The sequence below is a fragment of the Austwickia sp. genome, from assembly GCA_016699675.1.
In the GTDB taxonomy this organism is placed as follows: Bacteria; Actinomycetota; Actinomycetes; order Actinomycetales; family Dermatophilaceae; genus Austwickia.
In genome coordinates this window covers 701,573-720,982 of sequence record CP064985.1, presented here as the reverse complement: position 1 = coordinate 720,982, position 19,410 = coordinate 701,573, and the positions used below count along the sequence as shown (strand labels likewise).

General features: G+C 72.1%; 17 protein-coding genes, 1 tRNA gene and 1 pseudogene. 12 read left to right on the top strand and 7 right to left on the bottom strand.

Going from position 1 to position 19,410, the window contains the following annotated elements:
• Positions 1–20: 20 nt before the first annotated feature.
• Positions 21–1,616, top strand: a complete 1,596-nt coding sequence (locus IPK37_03345) for an alpha/beta fold hydrolase (protein ID QQS01500.1) — start codon at positions 21–23, stop codon at positions 1,614–1,616.
• Between the two features lie 138 nt (positions 1,617–1,754).
• Positions 1,755–1,828 (top strand) — tRNA-Thr (locus IPK37_03340).
• Between the two features lie 436 nt (positions 1,829–2,264).
• Here the strand turns inward: IPK37_03340 and IPK37_03335 are convergent.
• Positions 2,265–3,522 (bottom strand): annotated as a pseudogene (locus IPK37_03335) (DUF1479 family protein).
• Between the two features lie 53 nt (positions 3,523–3,575).
• Here IPK37_03335 and IPK37_03330 point away from each other — a divergent pair.
• The 5 genes from IPK37_03330 (at position 3,576) to IPK37_03310 (ending at position 5,877) form a co-directional block, all read left to right on the top strand.
• Entirely contained in the window at positions 3,576–4,004 is a 429-nt protein-coding gene (locus tag IPK37_03330) for a hypothetical protein (protein ID QQS01499.1), read from the top strand.
• A 67-nt stretch (positions 4,005–4,071) separates the two neighbouring features.
• A complete protein-coding gene (locus IPK37_03325; protein ID QQS01498.1) occupies positions 4,072–4,278 on the top strand; it encodes a hypothetical protein in 207 nt (68 codons plus the stop codon).
• Between the two features lie 160 nt (positions 4,279–4,438).
• Complete coding sequence (locus IPK37_03320) at positions 4,439–4,660, top strand: hypothetical protein (GenBank protein ID QQS01497.1); 222 nt, start codon at positions 4,439–4,441, stop codon at positions 4,658–4,660.
• Between the two features lie 108 nt (positions 4,661–4,768).
• Positions 4,769–5,023 (top strand): hypothetical protein, encoded by a 255-nt coding sequence (locus IPK37_03315; GenBank protein QQS01496.1) that lies wholly within the window; start codon positions 4,769–4,771, stop codon positions 5,021–5,023.
• Between the two features lie 44 nt (positions 5,024–5,067).
• Positions 5,068–5,877 (top strand): patatin-like phospholipase family protein, encoded by an 810-nt coding sequence (locus tag IPK37_03310; protein QQS02642.1) that lies wholly within the window; start codon positions 5,068–5,070, stop codon positions 5,875–5,877.
• Between the two features lie 15 nt (positions 5,878–5,892).
• Here the strand turns inward: IPK37_03310 and IPK37_03305 are convergent, their stop codons facing one another.
• Together IPK37_03305 and IPK37_03300 are read right to left on the bottom strand one after the other, a co-directional pair.
• Positions 5,893–6,795: an SDR family NAD(P)-dependent oxidoreductase gene (locus tag IPK37_03305; protein QQS01495.1), complete on the bottom strand. Its 903-nt coding sequence runs from the start codon at positions 6,793–6,795 to the stop codon at positions 5,893–5,895.
• A 4-nt stretch (positions 6,796–6,799) separates the two neighbouring features.
• Positions 6,800–8,302, bottom strand: coding sequence for an MFS transporter (locus IPK37_03300; protein QQS01494.1), 1,503 nt, complete (start codon positions 8,300–8,302; stop codon positions 6,800–6,802).
• A gap of 61 nt (positions 8,303–8,363) precedes the next feature.
• On the opposite strand from IPK37_03300, the gene IPK37_03295 reads away from it, so the two are divergent.
• Positions 8,364–9,353: a WYL domain-containing protein gene (locus IPK37_03295; protein ID QQS01493.1), complete on the top strand. Its 990-nt coding sequence runs from the start codon at positions 8,364–8,366 to the stop codon at positions 9,351–9,353.
• On the opposite strand, the gene IPK37_03290 is transcribed toward IPK37_03295, so the two are convergent.
• The 3 genes from IPK37_03290 to IPK37_03280 form a co-directional block, all read right to left on the bottom strand.
• Positions 9,350–9,826: a PaaI family thioesterase gene (locus IPK37_03290; protein ID QQS01492.1), complete on the bottom strand. Its 477-nt coding sequence runs from the start codon at positions 9,824–9,826 to the stop codon at positions 9,350–9,352. The two genes, IPK37_03295 and IPK37_03290, sit on opposite strands and share 4 nt — an antisense overlap.
• A gap of 74 nt (positions 9,827–9,900) precedes the next feature.
• Positions 9,901–11,256, bottom strand: a complete 1,356-nt coding sequence (locus tag IPK37_03285; GenBank protein QQS02641.1) for a DUF222 domain-containing protein — start codon at positions 11,254–11,256, stop codon at positions 9,901–9,903.
• A gap of 242 nt (positions 11,257–11,498) precedes the next feature.
• On the bottom strand, positions 11,499–14,735 hold the full coding sequence (locus tag IPK37_03280) for a HAMP domain-containing protein (GenBank protein ID QQS01491.1): 3,237 nt from the start codon (positions 14,733–14,735) through the stop codon (positions 11,499–11,501).
• A 389-nt stretch (positions 14,736–15,124) separates the two neighbouring features.
• Here IPK37_03280 and IPK37_03275 point away from each other — a divergent pair, with 389 nt between their 5' ends.
• Complete coding sequence (locus tag IPK37_03275; protein ID QQS01490.1) at positions 15,125–15,655, top strand: DUF523 domain-containing protein; 531 nt, start codon at positions 15,125–15,127, stop codon at positions 15,653–15,655.
• Here the strand turns inward: IPK37_03275 and IPK37_03270 are convergent.
• A complete protein-coding gene (locus IPK37_03270; protein ID QQS01489.1) occupies positions 15,644–16,894 on the bottom strand; it encodes an MFS transporter in 1,251 nt (416 codons plus the stop codon). The genes IPK37_03275 and IPK37_03270 overlap by 12 nt on opposite strands.
• 82 nt (positions 16,895–16,976) lie before the next feature.
• Here IPK37_03270 and IPK37_03265 point away from each other — a divergent pair, with 82 nt between their 5' ends.
• The 3 genes from IPK37_03265 to IPK37_03255 are packed head-to-tail and all read left to right on the top strand — an operon-like array spanning position 16,977 to position 19,409.
• Positions 16,977–18,170 (top strand): helix-turn-helix domain-containing protein, encoded by a 1,194-nt coding sequence (locus tag IPK37_03265; GenBank protein QQS01488.1) that lies wholly within the window; start codon positions 16,977–16,979, stop codon positions 18,168–18,170.
• A gap of 31 nt (positions 18,171–18,201) precedes the next feature.
• Positions 18,202–19,098 (top strand): formate dehydrogenase accessory sulfurtransferase FdhD, encoded by an 897-nt coding sequence (fdhD, locus tag IPK37_03260; GenBank protein QQS01487.1) that lies wholly within the window; start codon positions 18,202–18,204, stop codon positions 19,096–19,098.
• Positions 19,095–19,409, top strand: coding sequence for a molybdopterin-guanine dinucleotide biosynthesis protein (locus IPK37_03255; GenBank protein ID QQS01486.1), 315 nt, complete (start codon positions 19,095–19,097; stop codon positions 19,407–19,409). Before fdhD ends, IPK37_03255 begins: the two co-directional genes overlap by 4 nt.
• Position 19,410: the final 1 nt, after the last annotated feature.

Genomic DNA, 19,410 nt, shown 5'->3' with positions numbered 1-19,410 from the left:
CGAACGGGAGTGCGGGCGGCATGACGACGGGGCAGGCGCGGGGGACCGGCAGGACGGGCATGGCCCGGGCGCGAAGGGGATTCGCGGGCGGCGTGGTCGCGACGGTGGTGGCCGGGGCGAGCGCGGCGTGCGCCGTGGGGCCGCTCGGCGGCGGGCCGGCGTCGGCGACGCTGGGCCCGGTCGGGTCGAGCAGCGGCACGGCGACGGCGCCGGCGGGGCAAGAGAAGCTCGCTGAATACTACGGACAGAAGCTGTCGTGGCAGGACTGCGACGGCAACCAGTGCGCGTGGCTGACGGTGCCGGTCGACTACGCCAAGCCCGAGGGGGACAAGCTCAAGCTGCGGGTGCTCAAGGTGCCGGCGCGGGGTGAGTCGAAGGGCGTGCTGTTCGTCAACCCGGGCGGGCCGGGCGGGTCGGCGACGGAGTACGCGGCGGTGGCGAACTTCATCGTGACGACGAAGGTGCGCCAGACGTACGACGTGGTGGGGGTCGATCCGCGCGGCGTCGCCCAGTCCAATCCCGTGCGGTGCCTGGACGACCCGGCGATGGACACGATGCTGGGCTTCGACCCGTCGCCCGACGACGCGGCGGAGCGGGCCGAGGCGGAGAAGATCGGCAAGGACTTCGGGGCGGCGTGCGAGGCGAAATACCCGGCGCTGCTGCCGCACCTGGGCACGACCGACGTGGTGCGCGACATGGACATCGCGCGGGCGGCCATGGGCCAGAACAAGTTCATCTACCTGGGCAAGTCCTACGGGACCTATCTCGGCGCCATCTACGCCGACACGTTCCCCGGCACGGTGGGCCGGATGGTGCTCGACGGCGCGATGGCCCCGTCGCTGACCGACAAGGAGCTGTCGCTGGGGCAGGCGCAGGGCTTCGAGACGGCGACGCGCTCCTATGTCGCCGACTGCGTGAAGAAGGGCGGTTGCCCGCTGGGCGGCAGCGTCGACGAGGGCATGAAGGCGATCCGCGACCTGCTCACCAGCTTGGACGCCAAGCCGATTCCGATCAAGGGCGATGCGCGGGTCAAGCAGCTCACCGAGGGGTGGGCGTCGCTCGGGCTGGCGGCGGCGATGTATGCCCAGGAGCGCTGGCCGCAGCTCACGACCGCGCTGCGCGGGGCGAAGGCGGGCGACGGGACGAACCTGTTCGAGTTGGCGAATTCGTACGCCGACCGGGAGAACGGCCGCTACACCAGCAACATCATGCAGGTCATCTCGGCGGTGAACTGCCTGGATCACCCGGTCGAGCGGCTCAGCGAGGAGCAGCAGAAGGCGCAGGTCGAGGAGTTCACCAAGGCGGCGCCGACGTGGGGTCCGTTCATGTCGGGCTCGTCGTACACCTGCCTCAACTGGCCGGCCCAGCCCACCCTGAAGCCCAAGGCGGTCTCGGCGGAGGGCGCGCCGCCGATCATGGTGGTCGGCACCACGCGCGACCCGGCGACGCCGTACGAGTGGGCCCAGAAGATGGCGCGCGAGTTCAAGAACGGGCGCCTCGTGAGCTGGGACGGGGACGGGCACACGGCGTACATGCGGTCCAACCGCTGCGTCAACGACGCGGTCGACAACTACCTGGTGGACGGCAAGGTCCCGGACGGCGACGTCAAGTGTTGAGCTGCAGCTAAGCGCGCCCCGCCAGCCCCGAGAGGGGGTACGTCGTCGCTGGTCGGCGCCCGTTTTGGCTGGTCGCGCGGGGATCCGTATACTGGTGAGCCGCATCGCGGTTCGCTCCCTGGCGGGCGTGATGCACCCGCCGCTTTAGCTCAGTCGGCCAGAGCGATTCACTCGTAATGAATAGGTCGTCGGTTCGATTCCGACAAGCGGCTCAGACAACGCCACCCGGCCCACCGGGTGGCGTTTCTGCTGCTCAGCGTGACTCGCGCGAGCCGGGCTCTCGAGCTCGGCTATGGGCTGGGCGGCTTTGCGTGGCTTGGGGTGAGGGGCAGTTCTACGATGGAAACGTGCGCAAGCCGCCCGTGATGGTTGGGGCCTGGCCCGGTTCGGCCGGGGCGCTGATGGGAGCCTCGTACGCGCTGGGTGAGCCCGTGGTGACCGGGCTCGTGGCAGTCTTCGGCGTCGTCTTGCCCGCACGCTATTGGGATGCTCTCCGGCCGGGGATGCCGGGCTTCCACGTGAAGCTCCGTTTGCTCGGACACGGTGAACTGGGTGCAAGATCGACCGCAGGACTATGTGCCAGAGGATGCGACAGGTCCGCGTCCGCCTAAAGCGTGAGGCCGCCCTCGGCGTACGGTTGGAGAACGTTTACTCCGCCAGACCCAAGCCGCGACGTCCGTTGTCGTTGAGGTCCGCGGGCGCGAAGCGTCCCGTCCAGCCGACCTCGTAATCCTCCTGGGGGAAGTCCTGGGGAGAGCGGCCCGCGACGAAGTCGGCATAGCACTGCCGGGCGAAAGTCAGGTTCTTGTCGCACATCGGCGCGGCGGGGATGTACATGACATTGCCCCAGCCCTTCTGATTCCGGACCGCACCGACGGAATGCACCAGGTCGGCGTGCCACCAGACCGAGTCGCCGGCCTTGAGGTCCGGGATCGGCGTCATCGCGGCGAGGAGCTCCGGATGCCAGCGGTCGAGAACCGGGAGAACCCGCTGCGCCATGGCGCCACACAGCTCGTCCTCGGGCACGTCGGGCAGCAGGGCGCGGAGGAGAATCGCTCCGATGGCCTCCGGGATTGGCAGGACATGCAGTACACCTTGGTCGTTCTCCATGTCGGACAACGCGGTCCAGCCCTGGAACGTCCGGAAGGCCGAGCACATCGTCGTACCACCCTCGTACTCGTTCATCAGCGGCCGGTACGCGGCGTCCCACGGGTCGTAGTCCTGCGGTTTCCCGTCGAACAGCGCCCGGTACACGCGACGGTATTCCGGAAGCAGCCAACGCTCCAGAGAGCCGGAATCGCAGTGGGCGCCCAGGCCGTCGTTGTCGGTCCCCGGCGGCCGGCGGCGGATGCGATCGGGATAGAGCGTATTCACGTCGGGGTTGAACCACACCGTCCCCTCGGACTCGAAGGTCCAGAGACGATTGAGGAAGCTTTGGACTACCGCCATCCGCTCGGACTGACGCGCCTCCATCTGCGTCGGCGACCAGTACACCGGGTAGATGCTCGGCTTGGAGGCCGACGTCGTCCCGAAGAAGTCATCACCGGCCCCGCGGTAGACGGTGGCGAAGTCGTTCGCGTCGACGTAGGCCTCGAGCCGGCGGTCCCAGTCGAGGGCCTGATCATGGGAGAAGTGTCCGCGCACCACGAGGCAGCCGCGCCTACGGACAAGGTCACGGACCTCGTCATCCAGGCCGCTCGCAGCAAGATCGTCGTAGCTGACCTCCGGCCACACCGACCCGCCCGCGTCCCGCCGGGCGACGATTTTCGGCGACCGCGGGGCGGAGATGGTCGAGCACTATCGCGTACGCCGTGCCGACGTCGCCGATGTCGGAGCGCAACTGGACCTTGGCAGTCCGGATTGCCTCTGCCACGTCGGCGGGCGGTATCGATGCCTGGACCTGCATGAAACGAACCTTTCGCTCGGGCCTGACAGCGACGTGTCGGCTAGCTTCGGGGGATGACTACTGCCGACGCGCATAAGTTGCAGCGTCAAAGTTTGTGGTCCGGCGGCGTCGGCTCGGCGCTGGGCTGTTTCCTCGTGGTGTTCGCGACTCGACAACAGTCGGAGTGGGCGCTGGTGGTGGGAGCCATTGTTCTCGGTACCGCCGTCGGGCAATGGTTTTCGTGGGTCTCGTTCACGATGTGGTTGGCCAAACGCGCGGAGGGTCAGGCTATCAAGTCCGCCGAACTGGACGTGCCCACCCGTTGGTTTCGTGCCCTCTCCGTGTTGGCCATGCAGGTCGGGCTCTGTGGGACGGGAGTCGTGCTGTTCGTCGCGGGAAGCGTTACTCACGCTGGCCGGTTGGCGGGCGCCGGGGCTGGCATAGGCATTGCGGGCGCTGTCATATTTGCGGGCACGCTGCTCGTGTTTCGCAGGCGATCCTAGCCAGGTGCGGTGGGGCAGCGCTGCTGACCCGGTGCCCTGCGAATCAGTGTGGATTAGCCTGTCAGGCGTGACGCCCCGCGCGAAGGCCCTAACGTACGTCGTCGTGGCTGTGCTTTTGGGGGCCGCCGTGATCATTGCCGGCTTGATCGGCATAGTCACGGACGCGCAGCCTCCGACGCTCTGGTATGTGCTCTTCTCCTGCGGATTCATGCCGCTCGGGAGTTTGATCGGAGCAATGATCACTCTTCGTCGCCGCCAGGGCAGCAATCAGTGACGCGACGACACGTACGTCCCGGTGGGCCCTTCGGCGGACGCCGAGTCTAACCTGTCGGCGAGGTTCACCACCTGCCGGCTCAATGCCAGGTGACGCTGTGCGTCCCGCCATGCGCGGAAATCCAGGGGCGATGAGGACGGCGCCGGCGTACTGTCGAACCATGTCGCGACAGCCCATCCGCTGGTCCTGGCGTCAACGACTTCTTTTTGTCGGCGGGATGCTTGTCTTCAGTGGAGTGCTGATGCACATCTTTGAAATGGCAATGCGCGGCGAATGGTCCATCTCAAAACTTGCCTGGTTTGCGATCGTGGTTACGTTGACTCTCATGATCGTCGTGAGGGGCATTCGTGCCGAACAGATCCAAGCGGTGGGACCCCGGTAGCCGGATCGAGCACGACGTACGGCTTCGAGCACGACGACGGCGGGTGAGCCGGATCCTCACGACAGGCTTTCCACCGAGGCGCCGTTGCTCCAGGCCTAGGCTGCGCACATGGATGGCCGACATCGGTGGCGTGTCGTTCTGTTGACCGTGCTCGTCCTGGCGTGCCTGGTCGTCGCGGTGCAGGGCATCCGCACCGGTGAGTGGCCCGCCTACATGGGCGGACTGGTCGTCGTCGTCCTGTTCGGGACTTGGGAGACCGTGGCCACCATTCGACGAGTCAAGAAAAAGGCTCATCACGGCGACTCCTGCTCCGAGCGCGGCGGCGACGCTGCCGTTAGCCACGGCGCCAAACCCGGAGATTAGGGTGAGCGGATGGAGCGGCGCGCGTTGGTGCTGGGGGTGGGGGCCTGGTCGGGATCGCCTGGGAGACCGGGTTATTGGTCGGCCTGGCCGACCTGGGGCTCGACCTGCGCGACGCCGACCTGATTATCGGCACCTCCGCGGGCGCCGCCGTCGGGGCGAACCTGCGGTCCGGGCGGACCCTGGAGGACCTGTACGCCGCGCAGGTGGAGGGTCGCTCGCGGGAGCTGCCCGCCCGCAGCGGTCCCGCCGTGATGCTCCCGATCCTGTGGACCGCTTTGGCGGGGCCGGAGGGGTACGGCGCGCTGGCCCGGTTGGGTCGGCGGGCCCGAGCCACGGCCACCGTCAAGCCGCCGGAACGCCGTGCCGTCATCGAACGGCGCCTGGAGCGCACCACCTGGCCGGACTGGCCGGAGCGCGGGTTGTGGCTGACGGCGGTGGACGCCGACTCCGGGCGGCTGCACGTCTTCGGGCGCGACTCCACCCCCGACGTGGTGGACGCGGTGGCGGCCAGCTGCGCCGTTCCGGGGGTGTGGCCGCCGGTACGGATCGGCGATCGCGACTACCTCGACGGCGGGCTGCGGAGCGGCGCCAATGCCGATCTGGCCACCGGGTGCAGCGTCGTCGTGGTGCTCGCCCCCCAGCCGGGCGGCATGCGCGCCGCCGCGAGGACGCCGTACCAGCTGCGGTCCCTCGGGACCGACGTGACCAGCGTGGAAGTCACCCCGGACCGGATCGCGCGCCGCTCGATGCTCGGCAACCCGCTGAATCCCGGTCTGGCCGGCGCCGCCGTACGAGCCGGTCGCGACCAGGCGGCTCGCGTCGCGGAGCGGATCCGCGCGGCCTGGACAGGCTGAAGGCGGGGCGCCCGCTCAGATCTCGAACGGCTGGCCCGTGAGTTCCTCGCACCGCGTCCACAGCGCCGCCGCCAGCTGGGCGTCGTGGGAGCGGGCCGACGAGCCGACCGGACGGGGGTGACCCTGCGCCTCCATGAAGCCGTCCGGCCCGACGTACGTGCCCCCGGCGAGATCCGGCACCGTGGCCGCGAACAGCGTGGGGAGCGCGCCCATCTCGGCCGGCTGGGCGATGAACGGCACCTTGTTGAACAGGCCCATGACCTGGTCCTGCCAGGTGCGGGTGTGCGACTGCAGGTTGGTCGCCGAGTAGCCCGGGTGGGCGGCCATCGACCGCAGCCGCGAGCCGGACCGGGTCAGGCGCCGCTGCATCTCGTAGGCCAGCATCAGGTCGGCGAGCTTGCTCTGCCCGTACGCCTTCCACGGGCTGTACGGCCGCCGCTCCCAGTTGAGGTCGTCGAGGTCGATCTCGCCGTTGCGGTGCACCGCCGAACTCAGCCACACCACGCGGTCCGTCAGCCGCGGCGCGAGCAGCGCCGTCAGCAGGAAGTGGCCGAGCACGTTGGTGCCGAACTGGCTCTCGAAGCCCTGCGCGGTGCGGCCCAGCGGCACGGCCATGATGCCGGCGTTGTTGATGAGCACGTCCACCGGACGGTCGCCGAGGTCGCTCGCGAACGACCGGACCGAGTGCAGGTCGGACAGGTCGAGGAGGCGCACCTCCGACGTACCGGTCGCGGCCTCCCCCTGGACCTCCTCGCGCGCCGCGTCGGCCTTGGCCGCGTCGCGGCAGGCGAGTACGACGTGTGCCCCCTTGGCCACCAGCGCCTTGGCGGTGTGCAGTCCGAGCCCCGAGTTCGCCCCCGTCACGACGAAGGTGCGGCCGCTCTGATCGGGCATGTCTGTCGCTGTCCACCGTGCCATGGCCTCACCGTAGCGGCACCGCGTCCGATCCTCCCGCTGGGGCGGCCGCGCGCGGGGGGAGGGCGAGCATCGCGAGGGCGGCGAGGAGGTACGTCGTGACCTGCCAAGGCATCACCTGCGCCAGGGCGTGGCCGTACGAGGCGGCCCCGCCGGCGGCCCGGGCCGTGCTCGCAGGGGTGAGCGCGGCGAAGAAGACCGTGCCGAGGACGGCCACGCCCACGGCACCCGCGAGCTGCGTGATCGTCGACAGCACGCCGCCCGCGGCCCCGGCGTGGCGGCCGGGAACTCCAGCAAGCACCACGTTGACGAGAATGGGCGCGCCGAGCCCGAGCCCCAGGCCACCGACGAACATCGCCACCGCCAAGGACCAGGACGACGGGGGCGTCGCGCCGTCCCGCACCAGCCACCACAACAGCGCGTGCGCCCCGGCCAGCGTCAGCGAGCTGACGATCAGCAGCGCCCGCCCGGCCCTCGCGGCGAGCGCCACCCCGGCGCCGGAGGTGAGCAGCGAACCCACGGCGTACGGCAGCATCACCAGCCCCGTATCCCATGCCGAGCGGCCGGTGCCGACCTGCAGGTAGACGGAGAACACCAGGAAGAACGGGGCCAGGCCGCCGAAGAAGAGCGCCGCGGCGGCCAGGCCCGCGACGAAGGGCCGGATCGCGAGGAGCGCCGGCTCGAGCATCGGCTGCCCGCCGCGGCGCGCGACGCGTCGCTCGTAGCCGACGAAGGCGACGGCAAGCAGCAGGCCGCCGCCCAGGAGGGCCCACCCGCACGCCGGCCACCCCCAGTCGCGGCCCTGCACCAGCGGCAACAGCACGAAGAACACGACGACGGAGCCCAGGCAGGCGCCGACCGCGTCGAGGCGCGCGCGAGCCCCGGCGAGGGACTCCGGAAGCACCCGGGCGCCCAGGACCAGGGCGACGGCGGCGACGGGCAGGTTGAGCCAGAAGATGGTGCGCCAGTCGAGGCCCCACAGGTTCGCGTCGACGAGCGCGCCACCCAGCAGGGGGCCGGCGACGGAGGCGAGGCCCTGCACGGCGCCGTACGCGCCGAAGGCCTTCGCCCGCGCGGCCGGCGCGAACGACGACCGGATGATCCCGAGAACCTGCGGCACCATGAACCCGCCGGCCAGTCCCTGGACCGCGCGCAGGAGGACCAGACCCGTGGCCGAAGGGGCCAGCGCGCACGCCGCCGAGGCGACGGCGAAGCAGCCCAACGAGACCAGGAAGACCCTCCTGCGGCCGTAGTCGTCGCCGAGCCGGCCGCCGGTGATCAACCCCGACCCGAGGGCCAGCGGGTAGGCGGCGAGTAGCCACTGCAGCTGCGCCGGCGACGCCTGCAGATCGGCGGCGATGTGCGGCGCGGCGACGGTCACGATCGTCACGTCGAGCAGGTCCATGAACGCGGCGAACAGGACGACGAGCAGGGCCATCGCGGCCGGGCGGCCCGACAGGACGGCGGGCTCGGGCGGGGAGCTGGTCAGCGGGTGCGTGGTGGGATCCATGCCCGCACCGTGACAGCGGTGGCGGCCATCGAATGTCCGCCACCGACGGCATGATCGCGGCATGGCCGATACATCTGCGCGCATCCTGCGGCTGTTGTCGCTGCTCCAGGCGCGCTCCGACTGGCCCGGCGCCGCGTTGGCCGACCGGCTGGGGATCTCGGTGCGTACCCTGCGGCGGGACGTCGAGACCCTGCGGGACCTGGGCTATCCCGTCGAGGCGGGCAAGGGCCCCGGCGGGGGCTACCGGCTGGGGCCCGGGGGGAAGCTGCCGCCGCTCGTCCTCGACGACGACCAGGCCATCGCGATCGCCCTCGCTCTGCAGACGGCGCCGGCCACGGTCAGGGGCATCGACGACGCGGTCGCTCGGGCCCTCACCACGCTTCGACAGGTGCTGCCCGCTCGGTTGCGAGCGGCGAGCGAGGCGTTCGAGGTCAGCGCCCTGCGCAATTACTGGGACTTCGCCGCTGCGCCCGTCGACGTGGCGACCCTGCAGGTGGTCGGGTCGGCCATCCGCTTGCGGCGCGTGCTGCGGTTCGACGAGACGACCGCGGAGGGTCACCTCCCCGGACCCGGTGAGCCGGGCTTCCGGCCGCCGCGCGAGGTGCAGCCGCACCACCTCGTCGTGTGGGCGGGCCGGTGGTACGTCGTCGCGCGGGACCACCGCGATCTGATGTGGCACACCTTTCGGGTCGACCGGATCCGGCCGCGCACCGGCGCCGGCGCGCCCTTCCCGGCGCACCCGCTGACCGCCGACGACCTCAGCCGCCTCGTCGTCCAGAACCCGGATCGCGGCGACACCCCAGGCCAATGGCAGTGCGTCGGATCCGCGACCCTGGCCCTCCCCGCGGACGTGGTGGCCCGCTGGGCCCCCGGCGGTTCGGTCGTCGAGGCGATCGACGACGGCCGCTGCCGGCTCACCATCGGGGCCTGGTCGTGGGCCGGCGTGGCCGGCCTGTTCATCACCTTCGATACGGCGCTGGCGGACGTGGAGCCCGCCTCGCTCCGGGAGGCGTTCGGCGTCATCCGGGGCCGCCTCGCGGCGTCGGGCTAGTCCTGGCTCGACCCGCCGGAGCCGTCGGTGATCCACGGCGTACCGATCCGGAACACCCGCGCCAGAGCCGTCGCGAGCAGGCGGCGCTCCTTGCCGTCGCGGCCCTCCCGCCAGCAGTCGATGCGGAAGACGGCGGTCCGCTTCGAGAGGCTGATCTCGACCCCCTCACACGTCAACGTGTCGCCCTCAGCGCCGGCGCTGAGGAACTCCGTGTGCACGTCCTGCGCGACGGCGAGCGTGCCGTGGCTGTTGCTCACCGCGGCGTGGACCACGTCGATCAGGGCCATCATGACGCCGCCGTGGGCGGTGCTCACGGCGTTGAGCATCTCGGCGGTCAGCACCATCGACGCGCGCGCGTAGCCGGGCTGGATCGAGTCGATGCGGATGCCCAGCAGCTTGGCGAAGGGGTCGGCGGCCAGCTTGTCGTACAGGTCCTGGCTGATCTCTTGGTTCGCCGGGGCATCCGCGGTCATCTCGTGGTCCTTTCGCAGGGGCGCAGGGGTCGTCAGCGCCAGGCTAGTGGTCGGTGCGACGCAAACCCGGGTCGTCAGTCGTCGAACTCTGCCTGGTCGTCGTAGGGCTCGTCAGGGACGATTCGCGGCAGGAAGATCGGGGGCGCGGGGGTGCGCGGCGGGGCCAGGGCGGGGGCGGTGGAGTCGTAGCTGTGGCCGGTGGGGGTGCGGGTGCGTACGGCGTGGCGCCCCGCGTCCCGGCCCGCGCCCGGGGCCGCTCGATCGCTTGGGGGGACGACACGAGCCGTCCAGCCGGGAGCGGTCTTGGCCTGATTGCAGCGCTGGCAGAGGCCCTGGCCGTTGGCGAGGCTGGTAGGCCCGCCCGCGGCGTGGGGATGGGCGTGGTCGAGGTCTCGGATCGGGGCGCCGCACCAGGGCGTGCGGCAGTAGCGGTCGCGGGCCACGATCAGCCGCCGCAGCCGCGCGGGGAACGCGCGGCGACGTTCGTCGATGTGGTCGGCGCCGCCGGAGACGGGGTCGGTGAACACCCGGCGTACCCACGCCGTGGCTCCCTCGTCGTTGAGCCAGGACCGGGCCTCCGCTGCGGGGATCGGGCCGTAATCGGGCACGTAGGCGGGGTCCTCGTCGCCGAACAGGGCGCGGTCGGACATGACCAGAGTGACCTCGACGGGGGCGCTGCCCGGCTGGCTCAGCCCGGTGAGCCGGATCACGAGCAGATCGGCCATCAGCTGCGCGCGGGTCCGTGGTTCGGCGGGAGCCTCTGCGCTCGGGGTGTTCCCGGCGGGAGCGGCGGCAGCAGTTGGGTCGGCTGGGCCGGTCTGCGCAGCTTCGGCGCCCGCGGCCAGGGCCGCGTCGGCAGCCTTGGCCAGCGCGGCGTAACAGGCCACCCCGTCACGCAGGGGGAGGAGCGCCGTCAGGTAGGTCATCGATTCCGGGGCCGGTCGCAGCGAGACGTAGCGGCCCTTGGCCGCGTGTGCTCGGCGAGCCAACACGCCGGCCGGGTCCAGCCGGTAGGCGGCCGCGCGGGTCTCGGCGGCCAACTGCCGGTTGGAGAGGGTGGCGGCGGTCGGTGCCATCTCGGCGTCCACGGCCCGGCGCAGCTCGGGATCCAGGCACGCGGTCTCCCGCGCGATCAGGGTGGCCCGCCACTCGCTCAACGTGCCGGCGGCCAGGAGCGCCATCGTCGCGGGCAGCTCGGCCGAGGACCCGCACAGTGCTTTCGCCAACCCGAGGAGCCGACTGCCCTGGCTGGGAGACTCCCGCCGCGCGAGCGCCACCTGCTCGGCGACCCCTCGACCCAGCCGGCTCGCGGCCACGCCCGCGTCTCGCTGCTCGGCCCGCTGGGCCAGGTCGAAAGCCACGGCCGCTCGGGCCTGCGCCGCGCACGCGACGTTCTTCAGGGTCTCCAACTCCCCGAGCAGATCCACCAGCGCCGCCGACGAGAGCCCCCCGCTGTCCAGGCTCGAGATCCATGCGCGCATCGAAGCCAGCGAGCTGAGGGGCTCCGAGGCGAACTCGTCGAGGCGGTCGTCAGCACGGAAGACCACCTGCTCCAGCGCTGCTTCGCGCGATGCGTCGCCGCCTGGCTGGGACGCGCACCTCACATCCCTGAGCGTCGGCGCGGTTACAGCTGAAGTCATACGTATATCCTAACAGAAGCAGCCACTATCTGCTAGAGTAGCGCGAACGAAAATCCGAACAGGTCGGGGCCGGGTGAAGATGCTGTCGGGGGTGAAGACAGGTAGTAGAGGGTGGGGTGAACGGAGAGGGGTCTAATAAACACGAGTTTGCCGTAAAAAAAGGTTCCAGCCGCGTCTTGGCGTCTTGGCGTCTTGGCGTCTTGGCGTCTAAGTGACGAGCCATGAGCGCGAGCGGATACCGCCGTACCGACGGGTAGGATGGCCTCATCGGCGTGGTTCGAGGCGGCCGCGCCGCGTCGAAGGCGAGGGCAGGTATGTACGACGAGACGCCCCAGGTCTCCGGATGCGTGGTGGCCGGGATCGATGGTTCCGAACTCTCCGTGGCTGCGGCGCATTGGGCCGCTCGCTGGGCGCTGGCGCGCCACGACCAACTCGTACTGATCGCCGTCGTCCCGCGCATGCCCGTGCCGAAGCGGACCGGCGCCCTGCGGGCGATGCTCGACGGCGTTGACTTCCCCGCCCGGGTCGCGCAGGCCGGCCGCGCCCACCTTGACGAGGCCCTGGCCGCGCTGCGGGCCGCCTACCCGGAGCTCACCCCGGCAGGCGCCCTCCTCGAGGGCCACCCGGTCGAGGTCCTGGCGCAACTCTCGGCCACCGCCTCGACGACGGTGCTCGGCGCGACCGGCGCGGGCGGCGTGCGCGGAGCCGTCCTCGGCGGCACGGTGGCCGGGGTGCTGCATCAGGCCCAGGGATCCGTGGTCGTGCTGCCCGCCAGCGGGGGAGACCCCGAGGGCCCCGTCGTCGTGGGGCTCGACGGCGCGGACGCCTCGGCACGGGTTGCGCGGGCCGCCATCGACGCCGCCGCGGCCCTGAAGCGCCGGCTCGTGGCCGTCCACGCCTGGCACCTGGAGCCCGCCGCCACGACGTACGGAACCCTCGGGCTCCTCAGCAAGGACGAGCTGGAGATCGAAGCCGAGGCGACGCAGCTGCTCCAGGAGCTCACCTCGACCGCCGCCGCCGCCGGCGTGGCCGTGGACCTCGCCGTTCGATGGGGCCGGCCCGCCCCGGTGCTCGTCGAGTCGGCGGCGTCCGCCGCGCTGCTCGTGGTCGGCAGCCGGGGGATGGGCGGCTTCCCCGGCCTGCTGCTCGGTTCGGTGAGTCGGGCCCTGACGCACCAGCCGCGCTGCCCCACCCTCGTCGTACGGTCCTGAGTCGATCCACCCGCGAACCCGCGGGGCGCCCGTCCGCCAACCCGCGACGACCACGCCCACCGGTTGGGCCAGGGGGAGCCGGATGACCACGGTCGTCCCGGAGTCCTCCACGGACTCCACGCTCACGTGTCCGCCGTGGCCCTCCACAACGGCCTTCGTGATCGACAGGCCGAGCCCGGTGCCGGGCGTCTCGGCCCGGGTCGCGTTGGAGGCGCGGTAGAACCTCGCGAACACGCGGCCGACCTCGGCCGCGGGGATGCCGACGCCCTCGTCGCGGCAGGTGACGACGACGGTGTCCGGCTCCACCTCCGCGCTGACGTGGACGACGTCGCCCGCGTCGGAGAACTTCACCGCGTTGCCGATGACGCAGCGCAGGGCCCGCACGAGCTGGTCGTGGACCCCGTTGACCGTGGCCACGAGGTCGGGAGCGACGCCGTCGTACTCAATGCGTACGCCGTTCGTGCCGCCCTCCTCGCGGACCTCGGCGAGGGCGTCGCGGACCACGCCGTCGATGGGCAGGCGCTCCGGGGTGGTGATCGCCCGACCCGAGTCGAGGCCGCTGAGGATCAACAGGTCGTCGACGAGCGAGCGCAGCCGCCGGACATTGCGTTCCACGACCGCGAGGGCGTGCGCCTGCTCCGGGTCGATCGCGCCGAATTCGCCCTCGGTCAGCAGCTCGAGATAGCCAGAGATCGAGGTCAGCGGCGTGCGCAACTCGTGGCTGGTGGTCGCGAGGAAGGCCGACTTCTGCGCCTCCAGATCGTGCAGGCCGGCCCGCTGCCGCGCGTCCGCGACGGTCTGGGCGGCCGCGAAGCCGCACCGCTCGACGGTGTCCAGCTCGGCCCCGCGCCAGGTGCGGTCGCTCAGGCACCAGACCGACAGCACGCCCACGACGCCGTCGGCCACCCGCAGCGGCTGCAGGATCCAGGCCCGGCCGCCGCGCGCGCGGATCAGGTCGGCCAGCTCGGCCGGGAAGCGCTCCGCGATCTCGTCGGGGCAGCTCGCCACGATGGCCTCGCGCAGCACCCGCGCCGCGCCGCGGCCGTGCACCTCGGTGAGGAAGAAGTCGGCCGGCGGCGTACCGGGAGCGGCCCACGAGCCGAGGGGGACGAAGTGCCCGTCCTCCCAGGTGTTGAGGACGACGCGGTCGGCCCCGAGCGCGGCGCCCAGGTAGGCGCAGGCCGGCGCCCAGTGGCCGTCCTCGCTCGGTGCGATCGCCAGTTCGGAAACGACCTGGGAGGTGGTGGCCAGCATGCGCAGTGACAGTTCGCGCTCCTCGCGGGCCGCGATCTCGGAGGCGGCCAGGCGATTCAACGCGGTGGCGACCTCCACGACCTCGGTCGCGCCGCGGTGCGTGGGCGCGCGGACGCTCCAGTCGCCGGAGTCGTAGGCGCGGACCACCGTCGCGAGTTCGTGCAAGGGCGCGGCCAGCGCGCCCTCGGAAGACCGGAAGACCCGCCAGCCCGCGATGCCGGCCAGTGCGGCGGCCACCAGGCTGATCAGGATGCCCGTCGTCAGAGTGCGGTCGTGGACGGCCGCCCATTCGTCGCGCACCTGGACCGTGTCGGCGGTGGCGGCTCGGGACGCCTCGATGGCGCGGGCGTAGGCCTGGCTGGCGGGGGCGGCGTCCGCCGGGGCCGCAGCACGGACGTCGGCGATGACGCGATCGGCGGCGGCGTACCACGCCGTACCGGCGTCGCGCAGCGACCGCACCCGATCGCGCGACAACGGGCCCGACGCGTCCTGTTGGTCGAGCACCGTGGCGTAGTCCGCGCGGGCCCGATTGAATCCATCGAGCTGCTTGACGTTTCCGCTGGTCAGGAACGCGTCATAGGCCGCCAACGATTCGGTGAGGTCGTCGCGGAGCCGATTCACGCTGTCCCGCATGGGCGCCACGGTGGTGCGGTAGTGGTCCGCCTGCGCGCGTGCCAGCACGGCGGTGCTCAGCCCCGGGAGGGCCAGCAGCAGGGTCACGCCCACGAGCCGGATCAGGTGCCAGCGGACCAGGCTCGCCATGGGCCTGGTCCGGGCCCCGGCGGTCAGTCCCGCCGTCCCCATCGAGGTCCTCCTGCTCCGCACGCCGAAAACCGGCGGTAGCTGCGCCGACATCTCCCCATCGGCCCTGGGTGGACCCACCTGAGCGGCGCGCCGGCCCGGCCTGGCCGCGATGTGACCGACCTCGCAATAACGGCCGAACACATGGGGTAAACAAACGTTCACCACATTTGTTACCGTGAAGTAGGAAAGAAGCGCGGCCGCCATGGGGCGGCCGCAGAGAAAGGAGGGCTCATGCCCAACGACGGGATGCCTTGGTGGTCGAAGAGGACGAGGTGGCCCAGGCCATCGAGTGGATCAGGCGAGCCATGCACGTCGGAGCCCAGATCTGACTGATCTGAGTCGACGCTCCGCGTTGACTGCGGGTCCTGCGAAGTGAACCTCGCGCGGGGGTGAGTGCCGTCACGTCGGCCCGCCTGGGCTGGCATTCCGGCGCCGCTCCCGCGACCATGAAGGACGTGATCGGGACCTTGGTCAGCGCCTGCCTTGCCGGTAGGTCCTGCCTGCCTCCCGGTGAGGAATACAGCGATCCCGACCTCGTCGCGGCCGAACGGCGCGGCGAGGTCGTCGCCGTCTGCCCCGCCCTGGAGGGCGGCATGTGCTTCGCCCGCGATGACGTCTATCTCGACGGCGGCGCGGGCATCGACGTCTTCAAGGGTGCCGCCAGGGTGCGTACCTCGGCCGGTCAGGACATCACCGACCAGGCCGTTCTGGGCGTGGTCAAGGTCATGGCGGAGGTGCGCTCCGAGCGGTTCAGCCACGCCATCCTGCAGGCCGGCAGCGCGCTGTGCGGCGTCGAATCGGCGCCCGACCGGCTGGGCGTGGCCGTGGGCGACGGACTGTTGACGGCTGCCCTGCGCTGCCAGGGGGTCACCGTCCGGGAGGTCAGCGGCCGTCCGGCCGAGCCCCCGTCAGGGGACTGAAACCGGCGATTCCGACGTGGCGGACGGGACCGGCCCGCGCGGCAGCCAGGTCAGCAGGACGGCCGCGGCGGACAGCGCCAGGACCGAGACCGACGCGACCCCGACGGTGAGCGATGCCGCGCCGGCCAGCACCGAGACGAGAGCCGGCCCGCCGGCCGAGCCGATGTCGCCCAGGAACCGCGCGGCACCGAGGAACTGCGGACGTCCCACGTCCGGCGAGGCGTCCGCGGAGATCGTCATGACGATGCCCGAGCCGAACCCGTTGCCCAGCGCGATGAGGACCCCGACCGCGAGCAGCTGCCAGAACCCCGTGGTGAGCGGGAGCAGGGCGAAGCCCAAAGCCATGCCCAGCGTGGTCGGCATCGCGGCGACGCGGCGGCCATAGCGATCCATGATCCAGCCACCCGGGAAGAACAACAGCATGTCCACGCCCCAGGAGATCGCCACGATCAGCGAGGTGGCGGCGTCGGAGAGGCCGAGGTGCTCCGCCCACAACGGCAGCACCACCATCCGGGCGCCCCGCACCGCCATGAGCAGCAGGATCCCCACGCCGAGGGTGCCGAAGAAGCGGCGATGGTCGCGCACCACGTCGGCCATGTGCACCGGGGTGGCCCGACGTACGGTCCGCTCGCCCGGCAGGTCCGGCAGGCGCGCCGCGAGCGCCGCCGCGGCCAGAAGCAGCGCCGCGGCCATCAGGAAGACCGCCGGGCGCCCCCACAGCAGAATGACCCCGGCCCCCGCGAGGGGTCCGGCGAACATGCCGATCCGCAGGACGCCGCCGAGCGTCGACAACGCCCGCGCCCGCATCCGGACCGGGATCGCCTCGGTGAGATAGGTCTGCCGGGCGAGGCCGAAGACGACCTGACCGGCGCCGAGCACGAACGCCGCCACGCCGACCACGACCAGCGACGGTGCCCACGCCATGAGGGCCAGCATCGTCGCGTCGACCAGGGCCGATCCCACCAGCGCCGCGCGCTCGCCAACCTTCGCCGTCAGCACGGAGCCGGGCAGCGAGGCCACCAGCGAGCCGAGCACGATGAGCGTGACGACGAGCCCGGCCTGCGCCGTCGTGGCTCCGAGGCCGAGCGCGACCAGCGGCAGCACCGGGGTGACGGCGCCGACTCCGAAGCCGCCGAGGAGGCTGGGACCGTACGCCGTGAGGGCGATGTCGCGAAGCCGGACGTCCTCCTCGACCGGACCCGTTGGCGCGGCGGTGGGCGGGGCGGTCAAGGAGGACATGACTCAACGGTGGCGCTTCCGGCCGGTTTCCGTCAATCTTGATCAAGTCAACCGTTGATCGGGTCAACGCGGGAGGTACGTCGTGGCCGAGGCGCTGCTGTCCACCGCCCAGGCGGCCCGCTATCTGGGGGTCAAGCCGCAGACCGTGTATGCCTACGTGAGCCGCGGCCGGCTCGTCCCCGCGGCCCGTACGGCGACCGGCGGGCGGCACACCAGCTGGTTCCGTGTCGACGACGTCGAACGCCTGCGAGCCGGGACCCGCCGGGGCGCCGCGGCCGCGCCGGTGATCCGCACCCGCATCACCGCCATCGAGGACGACGACACCCTGCTCTTCCGCGGCCGGCCCGTCGAGGAGCTGGCCGACGAGTCGACCCCGGAAGAGGTGTGCGCCGTGTTGTGGCAGGCGGCGGGCCCGCTCTCGTTCGCGGTGGGGGAGGAGACCCTCGCTCGGCTGCGGTCCGCCCTCGACGTGTTGCCCGACGGCGCCCAGCCCATCGACCGGATGCGCCTGGTCGTCCTCCTTCTCGGGGCCGCCGACCCGCAGCGGCATGACCTGGAGGAGGACTCGGTGCGCCAGCGCGCGGCCACGGTCCTTGGGGCGGTGCCCGCGGCGCTGGCGCCCCCGGCGTACGCGGTGCTGCGCCCCGACGGTGCCGGCCTGGCTCGGCTCTGGTGCGCGGTGGTCGGCGCCAACGCCGACGATCCCGCGGCCGTCGACCTGGTCCGCCGGCTGCTCGTCGTGCACGCCGACCACGACCTGGCGACCTCGACGACGGCCGTGCGGGCGTCGGCCAATGTGCATGCGGACCTGTACGCCTGCCTGCTCACCGGCCTGTCCGCCATCGACTCGCCGCTGCACGGGACGGCGAACGTCGCCGGTCGGCTGGCCTTGGACGCGGCGGTGCTCGACCCCGCCCGGGCCCTGGGTGCGGCGCTGGCGGCGGCCACGCCCCCGGCCGGGTTCGGCCACCCGATCTATCGGGGGCAGGATCCGCGCGCGACGTACCTCCTGCGGCACCTCCGGGCGACCCGACCCGGGCCCGCCGAGCAGGCGGCCGCGCTCCTGGAGGACGGCCTGGCCCGGCGCCGCGGCTGGTTCCCCAACACGGACTGGGCGATGGCGCTGGCGACGTACGAGCTGGGCCTGCCGGCGCAGGCCGCGCCCGTCCTGTTCGCCGCCGGTCGGATGGCCGGGTGGGTGGCGCACACGCTGGAGGAGTACGCCGCCGCCGGTCCCCGTCGCCGCATCACCGGGGTCTACACGGGCCCGAGATGACGGACGCCCGGCGAGCGGCGATGATGCAAGCATGGGCAGGGTGACGGTACGGCGCCGCCTGGTCGCCGTCGAACGGTCCGGTCCAGGCGCGCCCTGCCGCGCGGTGGGCCGCATGGACCGGCTCGCCGTCGAGGAGCCGCTGGAGGTCCGGGTCGGCGGCGCGGCGTACACGACCACGATGCGCACCCCCGGTCACGACGTCGAGCTGGCCCACGGGCTGCTCGCGGCGGAGGGGATCATCGACGCGGCGCAGGACGTGGCGACCGCCCGCTACTGCGCCGGGTCCGTCGTCGACGACGAGGCCGGCGCCCCGCAGAACACCTACAACCTCCTCGATGTCGGCCTCGCCGGGGGCGTCGTGGTCCCGCCCGAGCGGCGCCGGAGCCTGCTGACCACGTCGGCGTGCGGCGTCTGCGGGACGGCGAGCATCGAGCTGCTGACGGCCCGGCGACCCTACGACCTCACCGTCGACGATCTCCCCGTGCCCGCCGAGCTGATCCTCGCCCTGCCGGACCGGCTCCGCACGGCGCAAAAGACGTTCGAGACCACCGGGGGACTGCACGCCGCGGGCCTGTTCACGGCGGCCGGCGAACTGCTCGTCGCCCGCGAGGACGTCGGCCGGCACAACGCTGTCGACAAGGTGGTGGGCTGGGCGATGCTCAACGGCCATCGGCCCGGACGCGGGCTGATCCTGCAGGTCAGCGGGCGCACGTCGTACGAGCTGGCTCAGAAGGCCGTCATGGCGGGCATTCCGGTCCTCGCCGGGGTGTCGGCCCCAAGCTCGCTGGCGGTCGAGGTGGCGGAGGCCACCGGGCTCACGCTCGCCGGGTTCGTGCGCGGCGACCGGATGAACGTGTACGCGGGCGCGCACCGCATCAGCACCGAGGCGGACCCGGGCGGGCCCGCCGACGCCGAGGAGGATCGATGAGCGACCGGGACCGGGCGGGCGGCGGCAAGGACAGCCCGCGCGAGATGGAGCGGATGAACGCCTGGCTCGACCAGGCCTGCGCCGCCCTCGCGGTGGACCGCGCCGAGGTCGCCGCGGTCACCCCCGACATGCTGCGGTTGATCGGCGAGGTCGCCCACGGACCGTCCCGGCCCGCCGCGCCGCTGACCGCCTTCGCGCTCGGCGTGGCCGCGGGGCGCGGAGCCGACCTCCCGGCGGGCGTGGCGGCGGGCGCCGTCGCGCTGCGCGCCCTACTCGCGGAGCGGAACTGGACCGACGACGCGCCGTCGTGAC